Genomic DNA, 25,383 nt, shown 5'->3' on the forward strand with positions numbered 1-25,383 from the left:
GCCAGAAGGTGGCAGGATCGAGGGGTGAGCACGCAGTCAGCCAACCAATATCCGCCCGCGGTGGTCCCGGACCGGCTGTTCGACGACGCCGAAGCCGAAGCCCGCTGGCGCGCCCGCTTCCACGCCCCGCGCATCTCCGTGCCCGAGTGGGCCCGCGACGCCCCCGAAGCCAACGTCTACGTCTCCAACGCCAGCGGCGTCTGGGAGGTCTACGCCTGGAACCGCGCGACGGACGAGCACCGCCGCGTCACCAACCGGCCCAACGGCACCCTGCACGCCACGCCGTCGCCGGACGGCGAGTGGATCTGGTGGTTCGACGACACCGACGGCGACGAGTTCGGCTCGTGGGTGCGCGAGCCGTTCGCCGCGACCGAGGGCAGCGAGCCGGAGAAGGCCGTGCCGGACGTCCACGACGGCTACCCGGCCGGGCTCGAGATCGGCGTGAACCTCGTCGCGGTCGGTGTCTCGACCGACGACGGCAGCGAGCTGTTCGCCAGGGTCGACGGCGAGACGCGGCGCTTCTACAGCCACCCGGACGACGCCGGCATCGCGTCCCTGTCCCGCGACGAGAGCCTGATCGCGATCTCGCACTCCGAGCACGGCGACTCCCGGCACCCCGCGCTGCGGGTGCTGGCGACCGACGGGTTCGGGACCGTCGCCGAGAAGTGGGACGGCGAGGGCAAGGGCCTCTCCGCGCTCGAGTTCTCCCCGCTGCCCGGCGACCAGCGGCTGCTCGTGCTGCACGAGCGCCGCGGCCGCGAGGAACTGCTCGTCTGGGACGTCCGGGCGGACACCGAGACCGAGATCGAGCTGGACCTGCCCGGCGAGGTCGTCGCGGGCTGGTACCCGGACGCGCGTGCCCTGCTCGTCGTCCACTTCCACGAGGGCCGCAGTTCGTTGTACCGCTACGACCTCGACACGGCCGAGTTGTCCTCTGTGGACACCCCGGCCGGCCGGATCGGCGGGGCGGGCGTCCGCCCGGACGGCACGGTCGAGTACTCGTGGTCCAGTGCCGCCGAGCCGGCCGCGGTGCGGGCGCGCACCGCCGACGGCGCCGACGCGATCCTGCTCGAACCGCCGGGTGAGCGGGCGCCGGGCTCGGAGCCGGTGACCGACGCGTTCGTCGAAGGCGTCGGCGGGCGGATCCACGCGCTCGTCTCGCGGCCTTCGGGTGCGCCGGAGGGTCCCCTGCCCACGGTGTTCTCCCTGCACGGCGGCCCGCACGCGGCCGACGAAGACCGCTTCTCCGCCTACCGCGCGACCTGGCTCGACGCCGGGTTCGCCGTGGTCGAGGTCAACTACCGCGGCTCGACCGGCTACGGCTCGGCCTGGCGCGACGCCATCGAGGGCCGTCCCGGGCTGACCGAGCTCGAGGACGTCGCCGCGGTGCACGACTGGGCCGTCCAAACCGGACTCAGCGACCCGGCGAAGTGCGTCGTGAACGGTGCTTCGTGGGGCGGCTACCTGTCGCTGCTCGCGCTCGGCACGCAGCCGACGCGGTGGGCGGCGGGCGTGGCCGGGGTGCCGGTCGCGGACTACGTCGCCGCGTACGAGGACGAGATGGAGCAGCTGCGCTCGTTCGACCGCGCGCTCTTCGGCGGCTCGCCGGAGGACGTGCCCGCGGTGTACCGGGAGTGCTCGCCGATCACGTACGTCGACGCCGTGACGGCGCCGGTGCTCGTGCTGGCCGGCGACAACGACCCGCGCTGCCCGATCCGCCAGATCGAGAACTACCTCGACCGGCTCGGCGGCCGCGAGCTGCACCACGAGTTCTACCGCTACGACGCGGGCCACGGCTCGCTGGTGATCGCCGAGACGATCAAGCAGACGGCGATCGAGGTCCACTTCGCGCTGCGGGCCCTCGGCCTCCGCTGACCCCACGGGGCACTTTCACGTGAAAGTGCCCCGCTCCCGCGGCGGGCACTTTCACGTGAAAGTGCCCGGTCAGCGTTCGGAGTACAGCACCCCGCCGCTGGCCCAGTGGTCGGCGCCGATCTCGACGAGCGTCACCTGGACGCCCTCGGGCTTGCCGCCGCAGGTCCGGACGAAGGCGTCCGTCAGTTCGCGGACCAGGGCGCTCTTCTGGGCGGGCGTGCGGCCGGGGAACATGGCCACGCTGATCATCGGCATGGGGCGCAGCCTAGAGCCCCCGGTTCACCGCCCGCAGCCGGCCGACGGCGGCCGCGTCCCCCTCGAAGTCCAGGTCGACAGCGTCGCGGCCGAAGACGAACAGCAGCAGGTCGACCGGGTCGCCGACGACGGTGACCGGGTCCGGCCCGGTCTTCACGGCGGCCTCCCGGCCGTCCCGCGTCTTGAGTGTCACGCCGACGGGCGCCTTGCGCAGGTTGAGCTTGGCGGCCTGTTTCGCCGACTTCCAGGCGGCGGCGTCCCGGGTGGGATCCGCGGGCCGCGGCGCCCAGCCGTCCTGCGCCCGCCGGACGTCCTCGTGGTGGACGAGGAACTCGGCGGTGTTGGTGAGCTCGTCGAGCGGGCCGATCGCGGTGGGCCAGAACTTCGACGGGCCGTTGCGGACCTGGCCAACGAGCTCGCCCCAGGGCTTGGCGGCGTAGCGGTCCTGCACCTTCTGCGTGTACCCGGCCAGCGCGGGCACGACGATCCCGGGCGCGGCATCGAGACGGCTCTCCCGCACCACGAGGTGCGCGGCGAGGTCACGCGTGGTCCAGCCGTCGCACAAGGTCGGCGCGTCCGGCCCGAGTTCTTCGAAGAGCGCACTCAGCGCCCGGCGTTCGTCAGCAGCGACACCCATGCTTCGACGCTACCCGCCGGTAGCCGTCCTGGCGACGAGATGTGAGCTAGTGGTGGAACGCCGTCGCCTTCGAAGGGTCCTTCGGGTGGCCGCCGAGTTCCGCCAGTTCCGGCAGCACCCGCGCGAGGTCCGCCAGCAGCAGGTCCGCGAGGTCGTGCGTGAAGCCGTTGCGGACCACGATCCGCAGCACCGCCAGGTCCGTCCGGTTCTCCGGGAACGTGTACGCCGGCACCAGCCAGCCGCGCTCGCGCAGCCTGCGGGACACGTCGAAGACGTCGAACCCGGCGTCGGCGCGGGTCGTGAACGCGAACACCGGCAGCTGGTCTCCGCGCGTCAGCAACGAGAACGGGCCGAGGGCCTCGACTCCCGAAGACAGGTGCGTGGCGACGTCGCGCGAAGCCTGCTGTACCGCCCGGAAACCTTCCCGGCCGAGCCGCACGAACGTGTAGTACTGGGCCGCGACCTCGGCGCCCGGGCGGGAGAAGTTCAACGCGAACGTCGGCATGTCACCGCCGAGGTAGTTGACGTTGAACACCAGCTCGGACGGCAGCGCCGCCTTGTCGCGCCAGATCACCCAGCCGACCCCCGGGTACACCAGCCCGTACTTGTGGCCGGACGTGTTGATCGACGCCACGCGCGGGAGGCGGAAGTCCCACTCCAGGTCCGGGTCGAGGAACGGGGCGATCATCGCGCCCGAGGCGCCGTCGACGTGCACCGGGATGTTCCAGCCCGTGCGCTGCTCCAGGGCGTCCAGCGCCGCCGCGATCTCCGCGACCGGCTCGTAGCTGCCGTCGAACGTCGAGCCGAGGATCGCGACCACGCCGATCGTGTTCTCGTCGCAGCGGGCCACCGCTTCGTCCGCCGTCAGGTGGTAGCGGTCGCCGTCCATCGGGACCAGCCGCGGCTCGACTTCCCAGTACTCGCAGAACTTTTCCCAGCACACCTGGACGTTCGCGCCCATCACCAGGTTCGGCTTTCCACTGGGGCCGAGGCGGGCCCAGCGCCGCTTCAGTGCCATCCCGGCGAGCATGCACGCTTCGGACGAACCGGTGGTCGAGCAGCCCATGATGTCCGCCGGATCGGGCGCGTGCCACAGGTCGGCGAGGATGTTCACGCAGCGCCGCTCGAGCTCGGCCGTCTGCGGGTACTCGTCCTTGTCGATCATGTTCTTGTCGACGCACTCGGCCATCAGCTCGCGCGCCTGCGGCTCCATCCACGTGGTGACGAACGTGGCGAGGTTGAGCCGCGCGTTGCCGTCCAGCATCAGCTCGTCGCGGACGAGCTGCAGCGCGGTGTCCGGCGGCAGCGGGTCGTCACGCAGCTTGTCGTGCGGCATGACGAAGGCGGCGGCCAGCGCCGGGTTCGTCCCCGCGTAGAACGGATTCGTCCCGCTCGCGCGGTCCGGGCTGCCGGCTTTCCCTCGGTGCAGGACCATGCCACCGAACGTACTGGCCGGCACCGACGAAAAAGGGCCGTCCCGCCGGAGAACGGCCCTTTCGTGGCGGAAAATCAGGCCTGCTGGGCCTGCCACATCCAGTGCGCCTCTTCCAGCGCCCGGGTGATCTCGATCAGCAGGTCCTGCGTGACGAGGTCGCTCTTGTCGGTCTCGTCGATGCGCTGGCGCAGCCGCTCGATGAGCGCGGCCAGGATGTCGACGATCGCGGCGACCGTGGACTCGACCGACTGCCAGTTGTCGGGGTACTCGGGCACACCCGAGCTCTCGACGACGGTCTTCGCCTTGCCGTTCGGCGAGATGCCGATGGCGTTGGCGCGCTCGGCGACCTCGTCGACGTACTGGCGCGCGGTGTTCACCAGCTCGTCGAGCTGCAGGTGCGCGCTGCGGAAGTTCGCCCCGACGACGTTCCAGTGCGCCTGCTTGGCGATGAGGGAGAGGTCGACCAGGTCGACCAGCGTGGCCTGGAGGGCGTTGCCGGTGATCTCCTTGTCGGCCTCGGAAAGCGGGCTCTTGATCGGAGACTTGCTCATCTGGTGTTGATCCTTTCCTCTGACTGGTTCGGACCGGGGTGCGGGTCAGACTGTGGCGGAGAGCGCGACCTCGATGTTGCCGCGGGTCGCGTTCGAGTAGGGGCACACCTGGTGCGCCTGCTCGACCAGCTGGTCGGCCTGGGCCTGGTCGAGACCCGGCAGCGACACGTTCAGCGCGACGCCGAGGCCGAACCCGACCTCCTGCTTGAGCACGCTGACCTCCGCGGTGACGGTCGAGCCGTTCAGCGGCACCTTCGCCTGCCGGGCGACCAGCTGCAGGGCGCTGTGGAAGCAGGCGGAGTAGCCGGCGGCGAACAGCTGCTCCGGGTTGGTCTTGTCCCCACCGGGGCCGCCCATCTCCTTCGGGATGGCCAGCGACTCGTCGATGACGCCGTCCGAGGACGTCACTTCGCCGTTGCGGCCGTCGCCGCGCGCCGTCGCCACCGCGGTGTAGAGCGCCTGACCCATGTTCAGCCTGCCTTCTGTCCCGGACGCCCCACAGCGGACGTCTCACTGGGCACAACATCCCGCACCCGCGGAACGGTGCCCCCACATGGCAGGCATCACGTCTTGGTTGTTACCCGGCTGCGACCGGGCGAAACGTCATGCGGCGCGCGTCACGGCGAATTCGGCGACCTGCCGCCCGATCAGGCGAAGGGTGCGGACGCTCTTCAGGTCGGAGGCGCCGCCGCCCTCGTCGAACTTGGTCTCGGCGGAGTTGATCGAGCCGCCCAGCGGGGTGGCCCAGCCGCGCAGGGCGTGCGTGATCGTGCGGAGCTGCTCGAGCGTGGTGACGGCGGCCTGCCAGCCGTACGCGACGGCGGCGAGGCCGACCGCGCGGCCGTCGAGGTAGGGGCGCCGGTCGTCCCGCAGGTCCTCGACGTAGTCCAGGGCGTTCTTGACCAGGCCGGACAGGGCGCCGTGGTAGCCGGGCGAGACGACGATGAGGCCGTCGGCCTCGCGGATGGACTCCACCAGCCGGGTGGCGCGCTCGTCGCGTTCGGGGACGCCGGCGTCGTAGAAGGGCAGCACGAGTTCCGGGCCGGGGATCAGCCGGGTCCGGACGCCCACCTCCGCGGCGCCTTCGAGCGCGATGTGCAGCGCGCGTTCGGACTGGGAGCCCTCGCGCAGAGAGCCGCCGATCCCGAGCACGTTGATCGTCCTGGCTGAAGTCACGTTTTCAGGCTAACCCCTCTAGTTAACTGGAGGACCAGACTCTGGGACCGAGGTACTGGTCACAGCTGGACCGGATACCTACTGACGGGTAACGTCGCGCGCAGTCCCGACGCTCGTGGAGGCACCCGTGTCGATCCCGCTCCCCGTCCGCGCCCAGGCGGCCGCGTCCCAGCTCGCGTTCTGGCTGCCCACCCCGGTGCGGCGGGCGGTCGCCGGCCGGACCGTCCGCATCGACGGCCAGGACCTCGCACTCGACGCCCAGCTCCTCCTCCGGCTCCAGAAGATCGCCAGGGCCGAGCTCGTGCAGGGCTCGGTCGAGGAGTCGCGCGCCCTGCTCGACGCGGGCAGGCACCTGGTCAGCGGGCGGCCGATCGAGCCGGTTTCGGTGCGCGAGATCGCGGTGCCGACCCCTGACGGCGACCTGCCTGCCACGCTGTACACGCCGGTCGGGCTGCCCGAGAAGTCACCGCTGCTGGTGTTCTTCCACGGCGGCGGCTGGGTGATCGGCACGCGCGCGAGCCACGACAACGCGGTCCGCTTCCTGGCCAAGCACGCCGGGGTGCGGGTGCTGTCGATCGAGTACCGGCTGGCCCCGGAGTTCCCGTTCCCGGCAGCGACGGAGGACGCACTGGCGGCGTTCGAATACGCGGTGGCCAAGGCGGGCGACCTCGGCGCGGACCCGGCCCGCATCGCGGTGGGCGGCGACAGCGCGGGCGGCAACCTGGCGGCGGTGACGGCCCAGCAGGCGGTCCGCCGCGGCGGCCCGGTCCCGGCGTTCCAGCTGCTGATCTACCCGGCGACGGACTTCGCCCGGCGCTACCGCTCGCAGGACCTGTTCGCGGAGGACCTGTTCCTGACGGACGTGCACATGAAGTGGTTCGAGGGGCATTACGTGCCGGCGGGCACGGACCTGACGGACCCGCGGCTGTCACCGCTGCACGCGGAGGACTTGAGCGGCCTGCCGCCGGCGCTGGTGGTGACGGCGGGCTTCGACCCGCTGCGGGACGAGGGTGAGGCGTACGCGGAGAAGCTGAGCGAGGCCGGGGTGGAAGTCGCCTTGCGGCGCCACGAGGATTTGATCCACGGGTTCATCAACTTCACCGGGGTGGGGACGCGGTTCCGGGAGGCGCTGGCGGAGATGGCGGGCGCACTGCGGCAGGGACTGTCCAAACGTGACTGAGGCTACTTCCGGACGTCATGAACGACTCTTTCATGACGTCTGACGCAGTGAACGAGTCGTTCATGACCTCGGAACGGAACGAACCCGGAGCCCGGCGCGGAGAAATGTCCGCGGCCGGGCTCCGGGCCCCCCTGTTTCCTCCAGTGGCTACGACCCTGGAACCGGCAGCGGTGGCAGCGGCAGCGGCGGCACCGGCAGCGCGCCCAGCAGCCCGCCCAGGATCCCGGTCAGGGCACCCAGCAGCGCCTTGAGGAGGTCGCTGACGATCTTCAGCGGGCCGGGCAGGTCCGGGATCGGCGGCAGCGGCAACGGCGGCAGCTGGCGCGGCTTCGCCGTCGGGTCGGCCAGGAGCCTGGTCGACTCGTCGGCGCGGCCCTTGGCCAGGCCCGCCAGCTGCTGGGTGTCCGTCTGGATCGTGTACCGCTTGCCGGCGGCGATGTCCGCGAGGACCGGGCTGAGCTGCCCGAGGTCGCCGCGCGTGGCGCCGACGTCGCCCGCGTAGGCCACCTTGGTGAGGTCGTCGCGCATCTGGAGCACCTGCGCGGCGAGGGCCTGGGTGCTGGAGGAACCCTTGCCTCCCACCGGGCTCGCCGACGCGATCCCCGCCGTCGCGACCGCCAGCAGACTGCCGGCGGCTACCAGGGCGATGGATCGCCCGAATTTGGCTTTCATTCCTTACCTCCTGGCCTCGGGAGACCTGACGAGGTAAATCGATACCCCCCGTGTCGGAGATAAGCCACCCGATCACCGGTTCGGGATGTTTAACACCCTTACGTGCCGGATCTGAATGGAGGGAACTGGACCGCAATTGATTAACGGCGAAACCTTGCCCGTCCCCCTGAAGATCATCTCGACCGATTCCGAGCGTCACTGCTGGTAGCATTCGTCCACTATGGAACGTTCGGGTAACTCACACGAGTGTAAACAGTGATCATTTAGCTTCATCACTCCGTCGGACCGCGTGTCTCGACTGCTCCAGATGGGGCGTCCCCCACGCTCGCACCGCCACCCACACGGTTTCCCCCCGAGGTGGACGCGGGAATGCGAAATCGATTCCGGAATTCAGAGTGGCAGTCCCGCGTCCAGGTGGGCGACGGCCTGATCGATGACCAGGAGCATGTCGGCCTCCGGGTCCGCCGCGGCGCCCAGGAACGCGGCCAGCACCACGCCGACCACCGCGCCCGCCCAGTTGCGGACCTCGAAGTCGTCCGCGGCCCGGCCGGTGCGCCGCGCGGCCAGGTCGGCCAGCACGTCGATGCCCTCGGCGAACTTGTCCATCACGGCACTCCGGAGCTCCGGCTCCCGGAACACGAGCCCCTGCCGCTGCCGTTCCGCCTCCCACTCCTCGGCGGGCAGCTGCTCGCGGATGAAGGTCATCGTCGCCCGCAGCGCGCCGATCGGGCTCAGCGCGGCCGACTGCCCGACCGCGGCCTCGATGAGCAACGGATCGAACGGGTCGTAGAGGACCGTCGCCTCCTTCGTCGGGAAGTACCGGAAGAAGGTGCTGGGCGAGATCTCCGCCGCGGCCGCGATCTGGTCCACCGTCGTGGCGCTGTAGCCCTGCTCGTGGAACAGCCGCAACGCGTGCCGCTGGATCGCGGCGCGCGTCCTGGCCTTCTTCCGTTCGCGCAGCCCCGCTGGTTCAGATGGCGACGACGTCATGCCCCGATTCTCGCGGCTGCGCCCCCGCGCCCGCCCGGCCGGGCAGGAACAACAGCGCGAGCAGCGCCCCGGCGACGGCGAGACCGGCGCACACCCACAGCGTCGCGGCCATGCCGTCGGTGAACGCCGCCCGCGCGGACTCGGCGAGCCCGGGCCGGTGGAGCTGCTCCGCGACGGCGACCGCGCCCGAGGCGCTGCCCCGCACCGCGTCGGCGACCGGGGCGGGCAGGCCGCCGACGTCGACGCCGTCGCGGTAGACGCCGTTGAGCACCGTGCCCAGCACCGCGACGCCGATCGTGCCGCCGACCTGGCGCAGTACCTGGATCAGCGCGGACCCGGCCCCCGAGCGGCCTTCGGTGAGCGCGCCCATCGCCATCGTCATCAGCGGCGGCAGCGTGGCACCGGTGCCCAGGCCGATGGCGGTTTCCCAGCCGGCGGTGGCGCCGTAGCCACCCGACGGCGACGTCGTCAAACCCCACGCCAGCCCGGCCGCGAGCAGCACGAACCCGCCCGTGACGACCGCGCGCACCCCCACGACGGCGACCAGCCGTTCGGCGAGCTTCGCCGACACCAGCATCCCGCCGATCAGCGGCAGCAGCCGCACCCCGGTCGCCAGCGCGTCGGCGCCCTGCACCGCCTGGAACAGCTGCGGCAGCACGAACAACAGGCCCATCAGCGCGAAGGACGCCACCGTGGCCAGCACCGCGCCCCAGACGAACCGCGGCTCGCGGAACAGCGCCAGGTCGGTGAGCGGCGCGGCGACCCGCGTCTGCGCCCGGGCGAACACCGCCAGCAGCGCGCCACCCAGCACGATCAGGCCGCAGGTCAGCGGGTCGGTCCAGCCGTGTTCGCCGGCGTGGACGAAGCCGTAGGTGAGCGCGACCAGCCCGGACGTCGACAGCGCGATGCCCGCGAAGTCGATCCGGCCGCCGCCGGCACCCGGCGTGAGCGGCACGAGGAACAGCACCGCGACGACGCCGACGGCGGTCAGCGGGACGTTGATGAGGAACACCGAGCCCCAGGCGAAGTGGTCGAGCAGCCAGCCGCCGAGCAGCGGGCCGAGCGGGATGCCCGCGAACATCGCCATCACCCACGTCGTCAGCGCCTTCGCGCGCTCCTCCGGCGGGAACAGGACGTTCAGCAGCGACAGCGAGAGCGGGATGAGGAACGCGGCGCCGACGCCGAGCACGACCCGGGCGGCGATCAGCTCGCCTGGCGAGCCGGCGTAGGCGCACCACAGCGAGGCCAGTCCGAACAGCGTCAGCGCGCCGAGCAGCAGCTTCTTCGGGCCGAACCGGTCGCCCAGCAGGCCCGCGGGCAGCAGCAGCGCGGCCAGCGCCAGCGTGTAGGCGTTGCCGAACCACTGCAGCTGCGTGGTCGTGGCGCCGAGGTCGACGGCCAGCGTCGGCACGGCGACGTTCAGCACGGTCAGGTCGAGGCCGATGGTCAGCAGGCTCACCGCGAGCGCGCCGAGCGCCCACCACCTGCGTGGCTGCACTTGTTTCATAGTGACCCCCAACTGATAGTGACTACCAAGTGAGAGTAACTCTCAAAATCTCGGCGCGCTACCGGGAAATAACTTGCACGCGCGTACCACCTTGGGTTCTCATCGAGGACGTGCCGCTGCAGCCCTACCGCCGGGTGCTCTCCGTCCCCCGCGTTCCCTCGACGATGGCCCTGATGTTCCTGGCGCGTCTCCCGATGACCATGAACGGCGTGATGTTGACGCTGTATATCGTCACCGGGCTCGGCCGCGGCTACGGCGCCGCCGGGCTGGTCGGCGGCGGCGTCACCCTCGGGATGGCGCTCGGCGCGCCGCTGCTCGGCCGCTGCCTCGACCGATACGGGCTGCGCCCGGTCGTCGCGGTCTGCGGGATCGGCACGACGCTGTTCTGGATCGCCGCGCCGCACCTGCCGTTCGAGGCGCTCGCCGTGGTCGCGATCCCGGCCGGGGCGCTCTCGGTGCCGGCGGGCTCGCTGGCCCGGCAGGTGCTGGCCACGCTCGTGCCGGCGGAGGAGCGCCGCGCGGCCTACTCGCTCGACACCATCTCGATCGAGGCCACGTTCATGATCGGGCCGGCGGTCGGCATCGCGGCCATCACGGCGTTCTCCCCGTCGTGGACGCTGGCCGCGCTCGGCGTGCTGTTCGGCGGCACGGCGTTCCTGATCTGGCTGGTCGACCCGCCGATCCGGGACGGCGCCGGCACCGAAGCGGTGGCCCCCGGCCCCCGCCCGCCGCTGCGGAGCTGGCTCACCGGCCGGCTGGTGGGCACGCTGCTGATCGCGGGCGGCGCGTTGTTCGTGCTCGTCGGCACCGAGCTGGCGACGCTGGCGGCCCTGCGCGCGAACGGCGAGCTCGGCGTGACCGGGCTGGTCATCGCGGTGATGTGCGCGGCGTCGATCCTCGGCGGCATCGTGCACGGCGCGGTGAAGCGGTCGCTGCCGCAGGGCGTGCTGATGCTGCTGCTCGCGCTACTGGTGATCCCGGTCGGCCTGGCGGACCACCCGTGGTGGCTGCTGATGCTCGTGCTGATCCCGACCAACCTGCTGTGCGCGCCGACGCTGGCGGCCACGACCGAGACGGTCAGCCGGATCGCCCCGCCGCAGGTCCGCGGCGAGGCCATGGGCTTGCAGGACGCCTTCACCCGGCTGGGCCTGGCAGTCGGCGGCCCGGTGGTCGGCTTCGCGATCGACCACTCGAGCCCGGAGTGGGGCTTCGCGGCGGCCGGCGTCGGCGGCCTGGTGATCGCCGCGGCGGGCCTGCTCCGCCGCCGCGCCCCGGCGCCGGTCCTGGAACCGGCGCTGGCCGAAAGCCGCAGCTGACGCCCCCACCCCATGCGCCCCAATGTGGCGTTCGGTGCGTTGGACGCACCGAACGCCACATTGGGTGCGTTGGACGCAACCAACGCCACATTGGGGCGCTTGAGAGACCGGTCAGCTGCAGGCGGCGCGGAGGGCGTCGAGCTTCTTGACGTTGCGCTGCACCCACTGGGCGACGACGCCGGCGTCCTCGATGCGTTCCTTCTGCACCTGGACGTAGGAGTCGGCCATGCCGAGCAGCGCGTTCTTGACGTCCTGGTCCTGGACGTCGCCCGCGAGCTCGCGCAGCCGCCGCTCCTTGTCCTCGGCGCGCGCCTTGAACTTGGCCGGGTCGACCAGCGGGTTCAGGTCGGCGAGCCCGAGTGCCTCGGTGCACGCGGAGACCTTGTCCGCCGTCCTGCTCCCCTGGTCGACCGCGTTGCCGACCTCGGCGCACCCGCTCAGCAGCAGTGCGGCCGAGGCCAGCAGCGCGGCGATCGTTCCACCCCTCGTCATGGCGCCAAAGGTACCGTCAGCCCTTGACGCAGACCACCTGCTTGAGGTGCGCCACGACCTCGACCAGGTCCGTCTGCGCACGAATCACCGTTTCGATGTCCTTGTACGCCGCCGGGATCTCGTCGACCACGCCGGAGTCCTTGCGGCACTCGACGCCGGCCGTCTGCGCCGCGAGGTCGTCGGCGGTGAACAGCTTCTTCGCCTTGTTCCGCGACATCCGGCGGCCGGCGCCGTGCGACGCCGACTGGAACGACGAGTCGTTGCCCAGCCCGCGGACGATGTACGAACCGGTCCCCATGCTGCCCGGGATGATCCCGAGGTCGCCCGAGCCCGCCCGGATCGCACCCTTCCGGGTGACGAGCAGCTCGACGCCGTCGTAGGTCTCCTCGGCGACGTAGTTGTGGTGGCACGAGATCGCGTCGTCGAAAGCGACCTGCGGCAGTTCGTCGCGCACCGCCTGCTTCACCAGCGCGACCATCGTCGCGCGGTTGCGCGCCGCGTAGTCCTGCGCCCAGAACAGGTCGCGCCGGTAGGCCTGCATCTCCGGCGTGCCGGCGACGAACACGGCGAGGTCGGGGTCGGGCAGGTCGGCGTTGTGCGGCAGCTTGCGCGCGACGGCCATGTGCCGTTCGGCCAGCTCCTTGCCGATGTTGCGCGAACCCGAGTGCAGCATCAGCCAGACCCGGCCCTCGTCGGCGCCGCCCTGCTCGAGGCAGACCTCGATGAAGTGGTTCCCGCCACCGAGGCTCCCGATCTGCCGCGCGGCCCGGTCGTGCAGCTCCTGGACGCCGCTGTGCAGCTCGCCGAACTGCTTCCAGAACGCGTCCCAGCCACCGACGCCGTGCACCTTGGCCGGGTTCACCGGCGTCTTGTGCAGCCCGAAGCCCACCGGCACGGCACTTTCGATCCGACGGCGCAGCTTCCCGAGGTCGTCGGGCAGGTCGCTCGCGGTGAGCGAAGTCCGGACGGCGCTCATCCCGCACCCGATGTCGACCCCGACGGCGGCGGGCGAGACGGCGTCACGCATCGCGATGACGCTGCCGACGGTGGCGCCCTTGCCGTAGTGGACGTCGGGCATCACGGCGACGCCGTGCACCCACGGCAGGTTCGCGACGTTGTGCAGCTGCCGCATGGCCTGGTCTTCGACCGACGCGGGGTCCGCCCACATCCGGATCGGGACGCGGGACCCTTCGACAGCGGTGTACATGTTTCCTCCCCTTGAAGTGCTTGCGAGCCAAGGATGACCGTTGGGGTCGAATCGGACAAGGCGATTTCCGATCGTCCACTGTGGATGACGCCGGGACCGGTCCCCGGCCGTCCGTGTTCCGCTGGTCCGGTGACTGAGCCGAGCGCTGACCAGCCGCTGCCCCTGTCCGACGTGAACGCGGAACGGGAGGTGCGGCGCGGGATCAGGACGATGCGCTTGGCGATCGCCGCCCAGGCCGTGCTCTACCTGGCCCTCGCCGGTCTCGTGTGGTACCTGGCGACGAGCGTGGCCGACCCCGGCGAGGCCACCTGGCCGCTGGTGATCGTGTCGGTGAACGCGGCGCTGCTGGTTGCGCTGGCCGGGTGCAGCACGCTGCTGAGCCGGCGCGAACGCAAGATCATCCTCGCGGTCGTCTGGCTGGAATGCGCCTTCATGGCGGTGCTGGTCATCAGCGTGATCTTGAGCTTGGCGACGACTTCGGCGTCCGGCGGATCCCAGAGCACGCCGGTCGGGCTGTTCGTGTGGGGCGGGCTGATGATGGTCATGCTGCGGCCGCTGCAGAAGCCGGAGCTGCGGGCGGCGTTCGGTCTGCCGCCGATGCGGCCCCGTCAGAAGAAGCCGAAGAAGTGAAGGTGCCCGGCCCCGCGCATCGGGACCGGGCACCTTCGAAACCGCCGTCAGAGCTGCTGGGCCACCAGCTCCGCGATCTGCACGGCGTTGAGCGCCGCGCCCTTGCGCAGGTTGTCGTTCGAGATGAACAGCGCCAGCCCGCGGCCACCCTCGACGCCCTGGTCCACGCGGATGCGGCCGACGTAGCTCGGGTCGTTGCCCGCCGCCTGCAGCGGGGTCGGGATCTCCGACAGCTCGACACCCGGCGCGTGCGCCAGCAGCTCCGTCGCGCGCTCGACCGACAGCGGCCGCTCGAACTCCGCGTTCACCGAGATCGAGTGGCCGGAGAACACCGGCACGCGGACGCAGGTGCACGAGACGCCGAGGCCCGGGATGCTCAGGATCTTGCGGCTCTCGTTGCGGAACTTCTTCTCCTCGTCCGTCTCCAGCTCGCCGTCGTCCACAATGGACCCGGCCATCGGGAGGACGTTGAACGCGATCGGGCGGACGTACTTCTCCGGCTTCGGGAACTCGATCGCCGCGCCGTCGTGGGTCAGCAGGGAGGCGTGCTCGGCCGCCGCACGGACCTGGCCCGCCAGCTCGTCGACGCCGGCCAGCCCGCTGCCCGACACCGCCTGGTACGTCGACGCCACCAGCCGGGCCAGGCCGGCCTCGTCGTGCAGCGGCTTCAGCACCGGCATCGCGGCCATCGTGGTGCAGTTGGGGTTCGCGATGATCCCCTTCCGCGCTTCCTTGATGGCCTCCGGGTTGACCTCGCTGACGACCAGCGGCACGTCCGGGTCCATCCGGAACGCCGAGGAGTTGTCGATCACCGTGGCGCCGGCCGCGGCGAACCGCGGGGCCTGCGCCTTCGACGTCGAGCCGCCCGCGGAGAACAGCGCGATGTCCAATCCGGACAGATCGGCCGTCGCGGCGTCCTCGACCGTGATTTCCGTGTCGCGCCAGGGCAGCTTCGATCCCGCCGAGCGCGCCGAAGCGAAGTAGCGCAGCTCGGCGATCGGGAACTCCCGCTCCGCCAGCAGCTTGCGCATCACCGCACCGACCTGGCCGGTCGCGCCGACCACCCCGACCCGCAGCCCGTCCGCCATCAGCGACCACTCCCCGCGTAGACGACGGCTTCTTCGTCGCCGCCGAGTTCGAACGCCTCGTGGATCGCGCGCACGGCGTCGTCGAGCTGCGCGTCCCGGATCAGCACCGAGATGCGGATCTCCGAGGTGTTGATGATTTCGATGTTGACGCCGGCCTCGGCCAGCGCTTCGCAGAACGTCGCCGTGACACCCGGGTGCGAGCGCATCCCGGCGCCGACGAGCGACACCTTGCCGACGTGGTCGTCGTAGAGGACCGACTCGAAGCCGATCTCCGCCTTGACCTTCTCGAGTTCCTTGACGGCCTTGGCGCCGTTGGCCTTCGAGAGCGTGAACGTGATGTCCGTGCGGCCGGAAACCGTGCTGGACACGTTCTGCAGGACCATGTCGATGTCGATCTCGGCGTCGGCGATCACGCGGAAGATCCGGGCCGCGGCACCGGTGGTGTCCGGCACCCCGGTGACCGTGATCTTGGCTTCGGAGCGGTCGTGCGCCACACCGGTGATCAGGGCTTGTTCCACGGGGATCTCCTCGATAGAACCGGTCACCGTCGTGCCCGGCTTGTCGCTGTAGGAAGAACGGACTCGGATGGGGACGCCGTAGCGGCGCGCGTACTCGACCGACCGCAGGTGCAGGATCTTCGACCCGCTCGCGGCGAGCTCGAGCATCTCTTCGTACGTGACGGTGTCGAGCTTCTTCGCGTCCGGCACCACCCGCGGGTCGGCCGTGTACACACCGTCCACATCGGAGTAGATCTCGCAGACGTCGGCGTTCAGCGCGGCGGCGAGCGCGACGGCGGTGGTGTCCGACCCGCCGCGGCCCAGCGTGGTGATGTCCTTGGTGTCCTGCGCGACGCCCTGGAAGCCGGCGACCAGCGCGATGTAGCCCTGCTCGAGCGCCTCGGTGACGCGGCTCGGGGTGACGTCGATGATGCGCGCGTTGCCGTGCACCGACGTCGTGACGACGCCGGCCTGCGAACCGGTGAACGACCAGGCCTCGGCGCCCTGGGCCGCGATCGCCATCGCGACCAGCGAGTTCGAGATGCGCTCACCGGCGGTGAGCAGCATGTCCATTTCCCGCTCCGGCGGCGCCGGGTTGACCTGCTGCGCCAGGTCGAGCAGCTCGTCGGTGGTGTCACCCATCGCCGAGCAGACGACGACGACGTCGTTGCCCGCCTTCTTGGTCGCGACGATCCGTTCCGCCACGCGCTTGATCCGGTCGGCACTTTCCAGCGACGATCCGCCGTACTTCTGGACCACGAGGGCCACGCCCGAACCTCCTCGCGGGCCGGGCGGCTCCCTGGTGGGCACCGGAGAGCCCCCGCGTCCCATGATTTGAACTGGAGCCTACCGGGGCTTCGGCGGGCCGCCACCCTCTTGACGTGGGGCGGACCCGTCAGGTGGGTCTCGTGGAAGTAAATCTTCCGCAACACCAACGAAATGCGCGGAGCCCTTCCTCCCGAGTGACGCACAGCACTCGTGGGTAGTCTCGGCGAGGTGCGGAAACCAGCTGTGACGAGCGTCCCGATCGCAACCCTGATGGCGGAACGGTGGAGCCCGCGGGCGTACGACTCTTCCGCGTCGGTGACCGACGAGCAGGTGCGGGCGCTGCTGGAGGCGGCCCGCTGGGCGCCGTCGTTCGGCAACACCCAGCCGGCCCGCTACCTGGTGGGCGTCCGCGGCACGCCGTCGTTCGACGCGATTCTGGGGGCGTTGAACTCGGGCAACCAGGCCTGGGCGCACCGGGCGAGCCTGCTGCTGATCGGCGTGATGGTGACGACGAACGAGAAGGGCGACGTCCCGTACGCGGAGTACGGGCTCGGGCTGGCGTCGGAGAACCTGGTGCTGCAGGCGGTCGAGCTGGGGTTGATCGCCCACCAGATGGCGGGCTTCTCGCCGGACGCGGTCCGTTCTTCCTTCGGCCTGCCGGACGACGCGGTCTCGAAGGTGGCGATCGCGGTGGGGTCGGCGGCTTCGCCGGACGTGCTGGAGGAGGACTGGCGGATCGAGCGCGAGAAGGCCGACCGGGTGCGGCTGCCGCTGGCTGAGTTCGCGTTCACCGGCCGGTGGGGCGAGCCGGCACTGTAACCCGCAACACGCGTGATCGAGGACGGATCTCGCGTGATCGGAGCCGTATCTCGCGTGATTGGGGCCGTAACTGGCGAGTTCCGGCCTCAATCACGTGAGTTCCGGCTTCAATCACGCGGGTCACGGGTTCGGTCACGGCCGCAACCGCGCCAATCGGGACTGTCGGCGCGGTGACGTCAGGAAGCGCCGCCCACGCGGCGGATGACCTTGGCCAGGATCCCCGACACGACCATCCAGAAGATCGCCGCGATCCCGTAGTTCACCAGTACGCGCAGCTTCTCGTCACTCGGCGTGAACATGTCGCCGAAGCCGATGGCGAGGCTGTCGGCCCAGGATCGGACGAACGAGACGATTCCGTTGTCCGGGTTGGCCGAACCCACCGTGAAGATCACGTGGATCACCAGGAACGCGGCGAAGACCAGGCCGACCCAGCGGACGATCGACGCCACCACCGAGGCCACCTTGCCGCCGGTCTGGCGCCAGTCGACGGCGGCGCGACGGGAGACGCGGGTCTCCTCCGACGACTCTGCGTGCTCACCCATGCCCGCAGTTTCGCACGCCACCCAGCCGATTGCTACCCACAAGTAACCGTCCGGGTCACGGTTACATTGCGGCCCGGCTTCCCTCAAGCGGCGTCGCCTGGTTATGGTGGGGTCGTGGCGCGTGCTCTCCTGCTTCGCTGCCGCGACGGGGCCTGACCGGACCGGCTCCCCGTCGCGGGGCTTCGTGGTGCCGGTCGCACCCGTCGATCTGGAGACACCCCCAATCCCATGAGCAAGATCCGCAAGCCCTCTCGCCCCGCGCCCGCTGATCAGCCCGGCTGGAACACCCAGCGCGGCACGTCCATGCCGGTGCACCGCTACCGCCCCTGGTTCGACCTGGTCGAGAACATCGACCTGCCCGACCGCACCTGGCCCGAGAAGCGCATCGACCGCGCACCGCTGTGGTGCGCCGTCGACCTGCGGGACGGCAACCAGGCGCTGATCGACCCGATGTCGCCCGCCCGCAAGCGCAAGTTCTTCGACCTGCTGGTCCGCATGGGCTACAAGGAGATCGAGGTCGGCTTCCCGGCCGCGTCGCAGACGGATTTCGACTTCGTCCGCGAGATCATCGAAGACCACGCCATCCCGGACGACGTCAGCATCCAGGTGCTGACCCAGTGCCGCCACGAGCTGATCGAGCGGACCTTCCAGGCCCTCGAAGGCGCGCCGCGGGCGATCGTCCACATCTACAACTCGACGTCGATCCTGCAGCGCCGCGTGGTCTTCCGCGAGGAGCGCGAGGGCATCAAGAAGATCGCCACGCAGGCCGCGGAACTGGTCGTCGAACTGGCCGCCAAGCAGCCGGACACCGACTTCCGCTTCCAGTACTCGCCGGAGTCCTACACCGGCACCGAGCTGTCCTACGCGCTCGAGGTCTGCAACGCCGTCACCGAGATCTGGCAGCCCACGCCGGAGAAGCCGGTCATCCTGAACCTGCCGGCGACCGTCGAGATGGCCACGCCGAACGTCTACGCCGACTCGATCGAGTGGATGAGCCGCAACCTGGCCCGCCGCGACTCGGTGATCCTGTCGCTGCACCCGCACAACGACCGCGGCACCGGCATCGCCGCCGCCGAGCTGGGCTACCAGGCCGGCGCCGACCGGATCGAGGGCTGCCTGTTCGGCAACGGCGAGCGCACCGGCAACGTCGACCTGGTCGCGCTGGGCATGAACCTCTACAGCCAGGGCATCGACCCGCAGATCGACTTCTCCGACATGGACGAGATCAAGCGGACGGTCGAGTACTGCAACCAGCTGCCGGTACCCGAGCGCTCGCCGTGGGGCGGCGACCTGGTGTTCACCGCGTTCTCCGGCAGCCACCAGGACGCCATCAACAAGGGCCTCGACGCGCTGAAGGACGCCGCCGACAAGCAGGGCGTCCCGGTCGACGAGTACCCGTGGGAGGTCCCGTACCTGCCGATCGACCCGAAGGACGTCGGCCGCACGTACGAGGCCGTGATCCGGGTGAACTCGCAGTCCGGCAAGGGCGGCGTCGCCTACATCATGAAGGCCGAGCACCAGCTCGACCTGCCGCGGCGGCTGCAGATCGAGTTCTCGAAGGTCATCCAGCGCTACACCGACACCGAGGGCGGCGAGGTCGACCCGACCACGATGTACAACGCCTTCTCGGCCGAGTACCTGGAGCTGAAGACCCCGCTGGAGCTGGTCCGCCAGCACGTGCGCGACAACGGCGACGGCGAGTACGACATCACCGCGACCGTCCGCGTGGAGGGCGACGAGCACGAGATCACCGGCCGCGGCAACGGCCCGATCGCGGCGTTCTTCGACGCGCTGTCGACGGTCGGGTACGACCTGCGCCTCCTGGACTACAGCGAGCACACGCTCTCGCCGGGCGACGACGCGCGCGCCGCGTCGTACATCGAGTGCGCGATCTCGGACCGCGTGTTCTGGGGCATCGGCATCGACCCGTCGATCGTCACGGCGTCGCTGCGCGCGGTCGTCTCGGCGGTGAACCGCGCCAGCCGGTAGCCCGTGAAAGCCGAGCGGCTGGTCGCGCTGCTGTTCACGCTGCAACGCCGGCGCAGCGCGACCGCCGCCGAGCTCGCGTCCGAACTCGGCGTCTCCGAGCGCACGATGCACCGCGACCTGGCGGCGCTGCGCGACGCGGGCGTTCCCCTGTGGACGGAGCAGGGGCGGCACGGCGGTTTCCGCCTGGTCGACGGCTGGCGCTCCGGGCTCGACGGCCTCACCGCGCGTGAGGCCGTCGCGCTCTTCGCGCTGGGCGTCCCGTCCGCGCTCGCGGGCCTCGGCCTGGACACCGCGGGCAGCGCGGCGCGGGCGAAGGTGGCCGCGGGAATGCCTGCCGAGCTGCGGGAACACGCGGCTTTGGTGGCCGGGCGGTTCCACCTGGACGCACCGGGCTGGTTCGGCTCCGCGGACGAGCCGCCTTCGCTGGCGACGGTGGCCCAGGCGGTGTGGGCGCAGCGGCGGGTGTCGGTGGCGTACCGGCGCCGGGACAAGGTGGCCGAGCGAGAGCTCGAGCCGCTGGGTCTCGTGCTGAAGGCGGGCGTCTGGTACCTGGTCGCGCGGGTGGTCCCGGACGACGCCCTGCGGACGTACCGGGTCTCGCGGATCCTCTCGGCGGCCCAGCTCGACGAGGCGTTCGAGCGGCCGCCGGACTTCGACCTCGCCGCCTGGTGGCGGGCGTCGTCGGCCACGTTCGAGCAGGTCGCGCGGCCGTTGCGGGTGCGCGCCCGGCTGAACCGGACGGCGGTGCGCGAGCTGCGCCGCGTGTTCGGCGGCGAGCACCTGGCGGACACGGTCGTTTCGCTGGGGACACCGGACGCCGACGGCTGGGCCGACGCCGAACTCGCCCTGGAAGGGACCGAGATCGGCGTCGGCCAGCTGGTCGCGCTCAGCCCGGGGGTCGAGGTGCTCGAGCCGGCGGAGGTGCGGGCGGCACTGGCCGCGATCGGCGCGGAACTGGCCGCCCGCAACGCTCAGCGGTAGCCGGTCACGTCCGCCGGCTTGCCCGCGTCGGCCACCTCCACCATGTACCGCCAGGCGTCCGGCCGGCTGCCGTCCACGTCGTCGACCTCGTACTCCTTCGCGAGCTGCCCGCTGCTCACCGTCTGCCCGGACCACCGCGCCCGGTCCGGGTCCGAAGCCAGCGCCACGACCGTCCGGCCGCAGAACGTCGGCGTCTCCGAGATCGCGAAGTGCGGCACGCGCTCGCACGCATCGCGCCAGTTCTCCTCCGTCACCCCGTAGTGCTCCAGCATCGCCTCCGACCGCAGGTAACCCGGGGTGAAGGCCACCGCCGTCGCGCCGTGCGCGGCGAGCTCGGCCGCCTCGCCGATCGCCAGCAGGTGCGCCGACGCCTTCGCCAGGTAGAACGGCAGCGAAGTGCCTTCGCGGTACTTCGCGTTGTACTCGGCCGTGCCGTCGGTCAGCTCGACGACCAGGCCGCCCGGCTGCTTGATCAGCAGCGGGAGCAGGAAGTGGCTGGTGATCAGGTGCGCGTCGAGGCCGAGCCGGATCATGCGCAGGCCCGCCTCGAGGTCGTGCTCCCACACCGGTTTGGCCCAGCCCAGGTAGTTGTCGCCGCCCCAGAGGCCGTCGACCAGGATGTCGAGGCGGTCGATCCGCTTGGCCAGCGTCTCGACCTCGGCCGGCACCAGGTGGTCGACGCGGATCACTTCCGCCTGGCCACCCGCCTTCTCGACCAGCTCGGCCGTCTCCTCGATCGTCTCCGGACGGTCCACTTCGGACCGTCCGGCGCGGGTCGTCCGGCCGGTCACGTACACGAAGGCGCCCGCGCGGCCGAGTTCGACGGCGATCGCCCGGCTCGCGCCGCGCGTGCCGCCCGCCACCAGTGCGACTTTTCCGGAAAGTGTGTTCATGCGCCCAGCCTCACGGCGAACCATGACAACTCCTGACATGGTTTCGGCGAATCTGTGGCCGAGCTGTCGGGTTGCTGTGAGTCCCCGCCGATCGGGAGTGCCCGGCGGCGATCGGGCGGTTAATGGAGGTGTGGACGGATCGACGGCGGGACTGCTGGTGCTGTTCGTCGTCTCGCTCGTGCCGCTGCTGCCCACCGAGGTGACCCTCCTCGGCATGGGCGTCGCGGCGGCGCAGGGCGGGACGTCGCTGGCGCTGGTGATCGCCGTGGCGAGTGCCGGGTGCCTGGCGTCCGACCAGGCGCTCTATGCCCTCGGCCGGTTCGGTGGCCGGGCGGCGCTGGACCGGCTGAGCAGGCGGAAGAAGATCGCCGCCGGCCTCGGCTGGCTCGACGGGCGGCTGCAGCGCCATCCCCGGCCGGTGCTGGTGGTCGCCCGCTGGCTGCCGTCGGGCGGGACGCTGGGCGCCCTCCTCGCCGGATCACTCCGGTGGCCGATGGCGGAGTTCTTCGCCGCCTCGGCCATCGGCGTCACACTCTGGACGTCGTACGTGGCCTTCCTCGGCTACGCCGGCGGCCGGATCGTCACCGAACCCGGGATCAGCATGCTGCTCTCCCTCGGCGTGGCCCTGGTCCTGGGTTCGGTGATCACCTACGGCGTGAGACGGTCCGCTAGAGCGCTTTGAGGATGTCCGCCGGTTCGGTCCGCGTGACGAAGTCCGGGTGGACGTCGATGAAGCGGATCACGCGGTCGCGGTCGACCACGACGACCGCCGGGTGGACCAGCTCCCAGGAGCCGTTGACCTGCTCGAGGTCCGTGCCGAGTGTCTGCATGGCCTCGCGCACGACGGCGGAGACGGGATAGCTCAGCCCCAGCTTCCGCGCGACCGTGCTGCCCACGTCCGAAAGCACCGGGAACTCCAGGTCCGGCACGGTGCCGTCCGGCCGCTGCGGGCTGATCGCGGCCAGCCTCGCGCCGGATTTCGCCAGCTCGGGCAGCAGTTCCTGCTGGTAGGTGCGCAGCGTGAGGTTGCAGTACGGGCACCACTGGCCGCGGTAGAAGACGAGCACGGCCGACCCGTCGGCCACGAGCTCGCCCAGGCTGGTCGGCACACCGTCGGCACCCGGCAGCGTGAAGTCTTCGATCTTGGTTCCCACCTCGGCGAACTCCGTCGCGGCGCGGCGCCGGTCGGCGTCGAGCACCTCGGCGAGCTCCGGCGGCAGCGCGCTCCGGAGCTGGTCGTTCAGCCCGGTCAGGGCGGTTTCGAGCGTCATGGGTCCCCCTGGTCTCAGTTGTACTGATCGGTACAGTGGGTCGAACTGTACTATTCAGTACATGGAGACGCAAGCAGCGGCCTCGACCCCGCGCGGCAAGCGGACCCGGGACGCGATCGTCGACGCGGCGGCGGGACTGATGTACGTCGACGGCGTCGCGGGCACGAGCGTCGACAAGGTGCTCGCCGCGAGCGGGGCCGGGAAATCGCAGATGTACCACTACTTCAAGAACAAGGAGCAGCTGGTCGCGGCCGTGATCGACCGGTACCTCGAGCAGATACTCGGCAACCAGCCGGCGATCTTCACCCTCGCCTCCTGGGCTGACCTGGAGACGTGGACCGAGCAGCTGCTGGACGTCCACCGCCGCGCGGGCGGGCCGATCGCCTGCCCGCTGGGCAACCTCGCGGGCGAGGTGGGCGACAACCCGAAGCTGGCGCCGCTGGTCGACCAGGCGTACCGGACGTGGGAGTCGCACCTGACGCGCGGGCTGGTGACGTTGCAGGACAAGGGAGAACTCGATCCCGGCGCCGACCCGGCCCGGCTGGCGCAGGCGGCGATGACGTCCGTCCAAGGTGGACTGCTGCTGGCGCACATCCGCCAGGACATCACGGCGCTGGAGGACGCGCTCGGCATCGCGCTGGCCTACCTGCGCGGCTTCAAGCGGTGAGGTGACCGACCTCCGCGCGCAGCTCCTCGATCACCTGGGCCACCGCCGGGCGACGGCGGGCGCCGGTGCGGCACACCGCCTCCACCAGCCGAGCCGCGCGGATGCCGGCCAGCGGCCTGCCCACCAGCCCGCTCCCGCGGCGAGTGTCCATTGTGTACCGCGGCAGCAGCGCGATCCCGTGGCCGGCGGCGACCAGCCGCTCGGTGATCCGGAAGTCGTTGATCCGCTGCACGACCACCGGGCGCACGCCGGTGCGGATGGTGAGCGAGCGCAGCACGTCGTCCACCGGGAAGCCGAAGTCGACACTGATCCAGCGTTCGTCCGCCAGCTCCGGCAGCTCCACGCGGCGCCGGCTCGCCAGCCGATGGCCGGCCGGCAGCGCGACGTCGAGCGGCTCCCGCAGCAGCGGCACCACCTCGAGCCGGCCGGAGTCGAACTCCGGCGCGTGCTCGTCGCGGTGCGCCACGACGACGTCGTAGTCCGCGACCAGGCCCGGCACCTCCGACGGCGTCATGTCGACGTCCCGGACGTCGACCTCCAGGCCGTCGTACCCGGCGACGCGGGACAGCAGTCCCGGCAGCAGCATCAGGCCTGCCGACTGGAAGATCGCGATCCGCACCCGCCCCCGCGGCGCGCTGCGGTAGGTGTCCAATTCGGACTCGGCGCGTTCGAGCGCGGCGAGCACCTCGTCGGCGCGGGCGACCAGCGCGCGGCCGGCGTCGGTCAGCCGCAGGCCACGGCCCGCCGGCTCGGTGAGCGGCAGGCCGACTTCGCTCTGCAACGCCCGCAACTGCTGCGAGACCGCCGACGGCGTGCAGTGCAGGGCCCGCGCGGCAGCCGTCACGCTCCCGCGGTCGGCGAACTCCCGCAGCGTGCGCAGCCGGCCCAGATCCATGCCGCCAGCTTAGTTGAAGCAACGCTACAAGGTTGTTGCAGATATATTCGCTGGTCCTTCACTGTCGGCCTTGTCAGAGTGGAGGCATGCCCGCCCGTGATCGCCTGCTCGCCGTGCTCGTCGCCGTCCTCTGGGGCCTCAACTTCCTCGCCATCCACGCCACGCTCAGCCAGTTCCCGCCGGTGTTCGCGGGTGCGCTGCGGTTCGCCGTGATCGCCGTCCCGACGATCCTGTTCGTGCCGTGGCCGAAGGTGAAGGTGCGGCACCTGCTGGGGTACGGGCTCGGCTTCGGCACCGGGCAGTTCGCGTTCCTGTTCATCGCGATGGACACCGGGATGCCGACCGGGCTCGCGTCACTGGTGCTGCAGGCGTCGGCGCCGTTCACGGTGCTGCTCGGCGCCGTCTTCCTGCGCGAACGCGTCACCCCGCACCAGCTCGCCGGCATCGCGCTGGCGGTGGCCGGGATGGTCGCGATCGCCTGGCAGCAGTCGGGGCACGCCGCGCTGCTGCCGATGATCCTGACGTTGCTGGCCGCGCTGAGCTGGGCGTTCGGCAACCTGAGCACGCGCAAGGCCGAGCCGGACAACCCGCTGCACTTCACGCTGTGGATGTCGGTCGTGCCGCCGCTGCCGATGTTCGCGCTGTCGCTGGTCATGGAGGGCCCGGCCGCGCAGTGGCGATCACTGACGACGCTCGGGACGCCGACCGGCCTGACCGCGCTCGGCGGGCTGGCCTACGTCGTGCTGATCGGCACGGTGGTCGGCTCGGGCCTGTGGACGACGCTGATGCGCCGCAACCCGGCCGGCGTGGTTTCGCCGTTCTCGCTGCTGGTGCCGGTGGTCGGGCTGACGGCATCGTTCCTGCTGCTGGGCGAGCGGCCGACCTGGCCGGAGGTCGCCGCGGCGGCGGTAGTGATCGCCGGCGTGCTGCTCGGCTCGCTGCGGGGTGGGCGCAAGCCGGAGCCGGTGGGCGTGGGGGGCGCTGTCAGTTCGGAGCCGCTTGCGGCGCACACCGAGCCCGTGGCGGGCGCTGTCAGGTCCGAGCCACTCG

Annotated in this window: 26 protein-coding genes and 1 pseudogene; 10 read left to right on the forward strand and 17 right to left on the reverse strand. The window is 71.0% G+C overall.

The window, feature by feature from the left end; all coding sequences use genetic code 11:
* The first annotated feature begins 24 nt into the window (after positions 1–24).
* Positions 25–1,875, forward strand: a complete 1,851-nt coding sequence (locus tag BLW76_RS46610; RefSeq protein ID WP_091319027.1) for a prolyl oligopeptidase family serine peptidase — start codon at positions 25–27, stop codon at positions 1,873–1,875.
* A 69-nt stretch (positions 1,876–1,944) separates the two neighbouring features.
* Here the strand turns inward: BLW76_RS46610 and BLW76_RS46615 are convergent, their stop codons facing one another.
* The 6 genes from BLW76_RS46615 to BLW76_RS46640 all read right to left on the reverse strand — a co-directional run bounded on the left by BLW76_RS46615 (position 1,945) and on the right by BLW76_RS46640 (position 5,905).
* Positions 1,945–2,130 (reverse strand): tautomerase family protein, encoded by a 186-nt coding sequence (locus BLW76_RS46615; RefSeq protein WP_086840847.1) that lies wholly within the window; start codon positions 2,128–2,130, stop codon positions 1,945–1,947.
* A 10-nt stretch (positions 2,131–2,140) separates the two neighbouring features.
* Complete coding sequence (locus tag BLW76_RS46620; RefSeq protein ID WP_091319029.1) at positions 2,141–2,767, reverse strand: TIGR03085 family metal-binding protein; 627 nt, start codon at positions 2,765–2,767, stop codon at positions 2,141–2,143.
* A gap of 46 nt (positions 2,768–2,813) precedes the next feature.
* A complete protein-coding gene (gad, locus tag BLW76_RS46625; protein ID WP_091319031.1) occupies positions 2,814–4,202 on the reverse strand; it encodes a glutamate decarboxylase in 1,389 nt (462 codons plus the stop codon).
* Between the two features lie 74 nt (positions 4,203–4,276).
* The gene (locus BLW76_RS46630) at positions 4,277–4,753 is read right to left on the reverse strand and encodes a Dps family protein (RefSeq protein WP_091319033.1); all 477 of its coding nucleotides are present in this window, start codon (positions 4,751–4,753) and stop codon (positions 4,277–4,279) included.
* 45 nt (positions 4,754–4,798) lie between these two features.
* Entirely contained in the window at positions 4,799–5,221 is a 423-nt protein-coding gene (locus BLW76_RS46635) for an organic hydroperoxide resistance protein (RefSeq protein WP_086840854.1), read from the reverse strand.
* A gap of 135 nt (positions 5,222–5,356) precedes the next feature.
* Positions 5,357–5,905, reverse strand: a complete 549-nt coding sequence (locus BLW76_RS46640) for an NADPH-dependent FMN reductase (protein WP_091319035.1) — start codon at positions 5,903–5,905, stop codon at positions 5,357–5,359.
* Positions 5,906–6,056: 151 nt separating this feature from the next.
* On the opposite strand from BLW76_RS46640, the gene BLW76_RS46645 reads away from it, so the two are divergent.
* Positions 6,057–7,109, forward strand: coding sequence for an alpha/beta hydrolase (locus tag BLW76_RS46645; protein ID WP_091319037.1), 1,053 nt, complete (start codon positions 6,057–6,059; stop codon positions 7,107–7,109).
* 147 nt (positions 7,110–7,256) lie between these two features.
* Here the strand turns inward: BLW76_RS46645 and BLW76_RS46650 are convergent, their stop codons facing one another.
* The 3 genes from BLW76_RS46650 to BLW76_RS46660 all read right to left on the reverse strand — a co-directional run bounded on the left by BLW76_RS46650 (position 7,257) and on the right by BLW76_RS46660 (position 10,269).
* Positions 7,257–7,781 carry a hypothetical protein gene (locus BLW76_RS46650; RefSeq protein ID WP_091319039.1) on the reverse strand — a complete coding sequence of 175 codons (525 nt, stop codon included), beginning with the start codon at positions 7,779–7,781 and terminating at the stop codon, positions 7,257–7,259.
* Between the two features lie 390 nt (positions 7,782–8,171).
* Complete coding sequence (locus BLW76_RS46655; protein ID WP_208613514.1) at positions 8,172–8,771, reverse strand: acyl-CoA-like ligand-binding transcription factor; 600 nt, start codon at positions 8,769–8,771, stop codon at positions 8,172–8,174.
* On the reverse strand, positions 8,752–10,269 hold the full coding sequence (locus BLW76_RS46660; RefSeq protein ID WP_244170640.1) for a DHA2 family efflux MFS transporter permease subunit: 1,518 nt from the start codon (positions 10,267–10,269) through the stop codon (positions 8,752–8,754). The genes BLW76_RS46655 and BLW76_RS46660 overlap by 20 nt, the downstream gene beginning before the upstream one ends.
* Positions 10,270–10,451: 182 nt before the next feature.
* Between BLW76_RS46660 and BLW76_RS46665 the strand changes: the two genes are divergently transcribed.
* Positions 10,452–11,594: an MFS transporter gene (locus BLW76_RS46665; RefSeq protein ID WP_091320729.1), complete on the forward strand. Its 1,143-nt coding sequence runs from the start codon at positions 10,452–10,454 to the stop codon at positions 11,592–11,594.
* A gap of 111 nt (positions 11,595–11,705) precedes the next feature.
* Here BLW76_RS46665 and BLW76_RS46670 read toward each other — a convergent pair whose 3' ends face one another.
* Both BLW76_RS46670 and BLW76_RS46675 read right to left on the reverse strand, forming a co-directional pair.
* Positions 11,706–12,086, reverse strand: a complete 381-nt coding sequence (locus BLW76_RS46670; RefSeq protein WP_208613515.1) for a hypothetical protein — start codon at positions 12,084–12,086, stop codon at positions 11,706–11,708.
* Positions 12,087–12,102: 16 nt separating this feature from the next.
* Complete coding sequence (locus tag BLW76_RS46675) at positions 12,103–13,293, reverse strand: RtcB family protein (RefSeq protein ID WP_091319043.1); 1,191 nt, start codon at positions 13,291–13,293, stop codon at positions 12,103–12,105.
* 129 nt (positions 13,294–13,422) lie between these two features.
* Here BLW76_RS46675 and BLW76_RS46680 point away from each other — a divergent pair, with 129 nt between their 5' ends.
* Positions 13,423–13,923: a hypothetical protein gene (locus BLW76_RS46680; protein WP_091319045.1), complete on the forward strand. Its 501-nt coding sequence runs from the start codon at positions 13,423–13,425 to the stop codon at positions 13,921–13,923.
* Between the two features lie 47 nt (positions 13,924–13,970).
* Here BLW76_RS46680 and BLW76_RS46685 read toward each other — a convergent pair whose 3' ends face one another.
* Complete coding sequence (locus BLW76_RS46685) at positions 13,971–15,011, reverse strand: aspartate-semialdehyde dehydrogenase (protein ID WP_091319046.1); 1,041 nt, start codon at positions 15,009–15,011, stop codon at positions 13,971–13,973.
* Positions 15,011–16,276 (reverse strand): aspartate kinase, encoded by a 1,266-nt coding sequence (locus BLW76_RS46690; protein WP_091319048.1) that lies wholly within the window; start codon positions 16,274–16,276, stop codon positions 15,011–15,013. Before BLW76_RS46690 ends, BLW76_RS46685 begins: the two co-directional genes overlap by 1 nt.
* A gap of 228 nt (positions 16,277–16,504) precedes the next feature.
* Between BLW76_RS46690 and BLW76_RS46695 the strand changes: the two genes are divergently transcribed.
* A complete protein-coding gene (locus tag BLW76_RS46695) occupies positions 16,505–17,095 on the forward strand; it encodes a nitroreductase family protein (RefSeq protein WP_244170641.1) in 591 nt (196 codons plus the stop codon).
* Between the two features lie 176 nt (positions 17,096–17,271).
* On the opposite strand, the gene BLW76_RS46700 is transcribed toward BLW76_RS46695, so the two are convergent.
* A complete protein-coding gene (locus BLW76_RS46700; protein WP_091319051.1) occupies positions 17,272–17,637 on the reverse strand; it encodes a hypothetical protein in 366 nt (121 codons plus the stop codon).
* 228 nt (positions 17,638–17,865) lie between these two features.
* Here BLW76_RS46700 and leuA point away from each other — a divergent pair, with 228 nt between their 5' ends.
* Complete coding sequence (gene leuA, locus BLW76_RS46705; protein ID WP_167384952.1) at positions 17,866–19,626, forward strand: 2-isopropylmalate synthase; 1,761 nt, start codon at positions 17,866–17,868, stop codon at positions 19,624–19,626.
* Positions 19,627–19,629: 3 nt separating this feature from the next.
* Positions 19,630–20,607 carry a helix-turn-helix transcriptional regulator gene (locus tag BLW76_RS46710; protein WP_091319055.1) on the forward strand — a complete coding sequence of 326 codons (978 nt, stop codon included), beginning with the start codon at positions 19,630–19,632 and terminating at the stop codon, positions 20,605–20,607.
* On the opposite strand, the gene BLW76_RS46715 is transcribed toward BLW76_RS46710, so the two are convergent.
* Positions 20,598–21,500 carry an SDR family oxidoreductase gene (locus tag BLW76_RS46715; RefSeq protein ID WP_091319056.1) on the reverse strand — a complete coding sequence of 301 codons (903 nt, stop codon included), beginning with the start codon at positions 21,498–21,500 and terminating at the stop codon, positions 20,598–20,600. The genes BLW76_RS46710 and BLW76_RS46715 overlap by 10 nt on opposite strands.
* A 130-nt stretch (positions 21,501–21,630) precedes the next feature.
* Here BLW76_RS46715 and BLW76_RS46720 point away from each other — a divergent pair, with 130 nt between their 5' ends.
* Positions 21,631–22,182: a DedA family protein gene (locus BLW76_RS46720; protein WP_091319058.1), complete on the forward strand. Its 552-nt coding sequence runs from the start codon at positions 21,631–21,633 to the stop codon at positions 22,180–22,182.
* Here BLW76_RS46720 and BLW76_RS46725 read toward each other — a convergent pair.
* Positions 22,169–22,771, reverse strand: coding sequence for a peroxiredoxin-like family protein (locus tag BLW76_RS46725; protein WP_091319059.1), 603 nt, complete (start codon positions 22,769–22,771; stop codon positions 22,169–22,171). The two genes, BLW76_RS46720 and BLW76_RS46725, sit on opposite strands and share 14 nt — an antisense overlap.
* Positions 22,772–22,832: 61 nt before the next feature.
* Here BLW76_RS46725 and BLW76_RS46730 point away from each other — a divergent pair, with 61 nt between their 5' ends.
* Positions 22,833–23,438, forward strand: coding sequence for a TetR/AcrR family transcriptional regulator (locus tag BLW76_RS46730; protein WP_091319061.1), 606 nt, complete (start codon positions 22,833–22,835; stop codon positions 23,436–23,438).
* On the opposite strand, the gene BLW76_RS46735 is transcribed toward BLW76_RS46730, so the two are convergent.
* Positions 23,428–24,333: a LysR family transcriptional regulator gene (locus tag BLW76_RS46735; protein ID WP_091319062.1), complete on the reverse strand. Its 906-nt coding sequence runs from the start codon at positions 24,331–24,333 to the stop codon at positions 23,428–23,430. The two genes, BLW76_RS46730 and BLW76_RS46735, sit on opposite strands and share 11 nt — an antisense overlap.
* Positions 24,334–24,419: 86 nt before the next feature.
* Between BLW76_RS46735 and BLW76_RS46740 the strand changes: the two are divergent.
* A pseudogene (locus tag BLW76_RS46740) lies at positions 24,420–25,307 on the forward strand (EamA family transporter); the annotation flags it as partial.
* Positions 25,308–25,383 lie beyond the last annotated feature (76 nt).

It is taken from the genome of Amycolatopsis tolypomycina, from assembly GCF_900105945.1.
GTDB lineage: Bacteria > Actinomycetota > Actinomycetes > Mycobacteriales > Pseudonocardiaceae > Amycolatopsis > Amycolatopsis tolypomycina.

Bases quoted from the DNA above. Each gene is read 5' to 3' on its own strand.
- BLW76_RS46655 (WP_208613514.1), bottom strand. From the start codon at position 8,771: ATGACGTCGTCGCCATCTGAACCAGCGGGGCTGCGCGAACGGAAGAAG.
- gad (WP_091319031.1), bottom strand. From the start codon at position 4,202: ATGGTCCTGCACCGAGGGAAAGCCGGCAGCCCGGACCGCGCGAGCGGG.
- BLW76_RS46685 (WP_091319046.1), bottom strand. From the start codon at position 15,011: ATGGCGGACGGGCTGCGGGTCGGGGTGGTCGGCGCGACCGGCCAGGTC.
- BLW76_RS46635 (WP_086840854.1), bottom strand. From the start codon at position 5,221: ATGGGTCAGGCGCTCTACACCGCGGTGGCGACGGCGCGCGGCGACGGC.
- BLW76_RS46735 (WP_091319062.1), bottom strand. From the start codon at position 24,333: ATGGATCTGGGCCGGCTGCGCACGCTGCGGGAGTTCGCCGACCGCGGG.
- BLW76_RS46675 (WP_091319043.1), bottom strand. From the start codon at position 13,293: ATGTACACCGCTGTCGAAGGGTCCCGCGTCCCGATCCGGATGTGGGCG.
- BLW76_RS46650 (WP_091319039.1), bottom strand. From the start codon at position 7,781: ATGAAAGCCAAATTCGGGCGATCCATCGCCCTGGTAGCCGCCGGCAGT.
- BLW76_RS46620 (WP_091319029.1), bottom strand. From the start codon at position 2,767: ATGGGTGTCGCTGCTGACGAACGCCGGGCGCTGAGTGCGCTCTTCGAA.
- BLW76_RS46725 (WP_091319059.1), bottom strand. From the start codon at position 22,771: ATGACGCTCGAAACCGCCCTGACCGGGCTGAACGACCAGCTCCGGAGC.
- BLW76_RS46615 (WP_086840847.1), bottom strand. From the start codon at position 2,130: ATGCCGATGATCAGCGTGGCCATGTTCCCCGGCCGCACGCCCGCCCAG.
- BLW76_RS46700 (WP_091319051.1), bottom strand. From the start codon at position 17,637: ATGGGTGAGCACGCAGAGTCGTCGGAGGAGACCCGCGTCTCCCGTCGC.
- BLW76_RS46630 (WP_091319033.1), bottom strand. From the start codon at position 4,753: ATGAGCAAGTCTCCGATCAAGAGCCCGCTTTCCGAGGCCGACAAGGAG.
- BLW76_RS46730 (WP_091319061.1), top strand. From the start codon at position 22,833: ATGGAGACGCAAGCAGCGGCCTCGACCCCGCGCGGCAAGCGGACCCGG.
- BLW76_RS46670 (WP_208613515.1), bottom strand. From the start codon at position 12,086: ATGACGAGGGGTGGAACGATCGCCGCGCTGCTGGCCTCGGCCGCACTG.
- BLW76_RS46665 (WP_091320729.1), top strand. From the start codon at position 10,452: ATGTTCCTGGCGCGTCTCCCGATGACCATGAACGGCGTGATGTTGACG.
- leuA (WP_167384952.1), top strand. From the start codon at position 17,866: ATGAGCAAGATCCGCAAGCCCTCTCGCCCCGCGCCCGCTGATCAGCCC.
- BLW76_RS46715 (WP_091319056.1), bottom strand. From the start codon at position 21,500: ATGAACACACTTTCCGGAAAAGTCGCACTGGTGGCGGGCGGCACGCGC.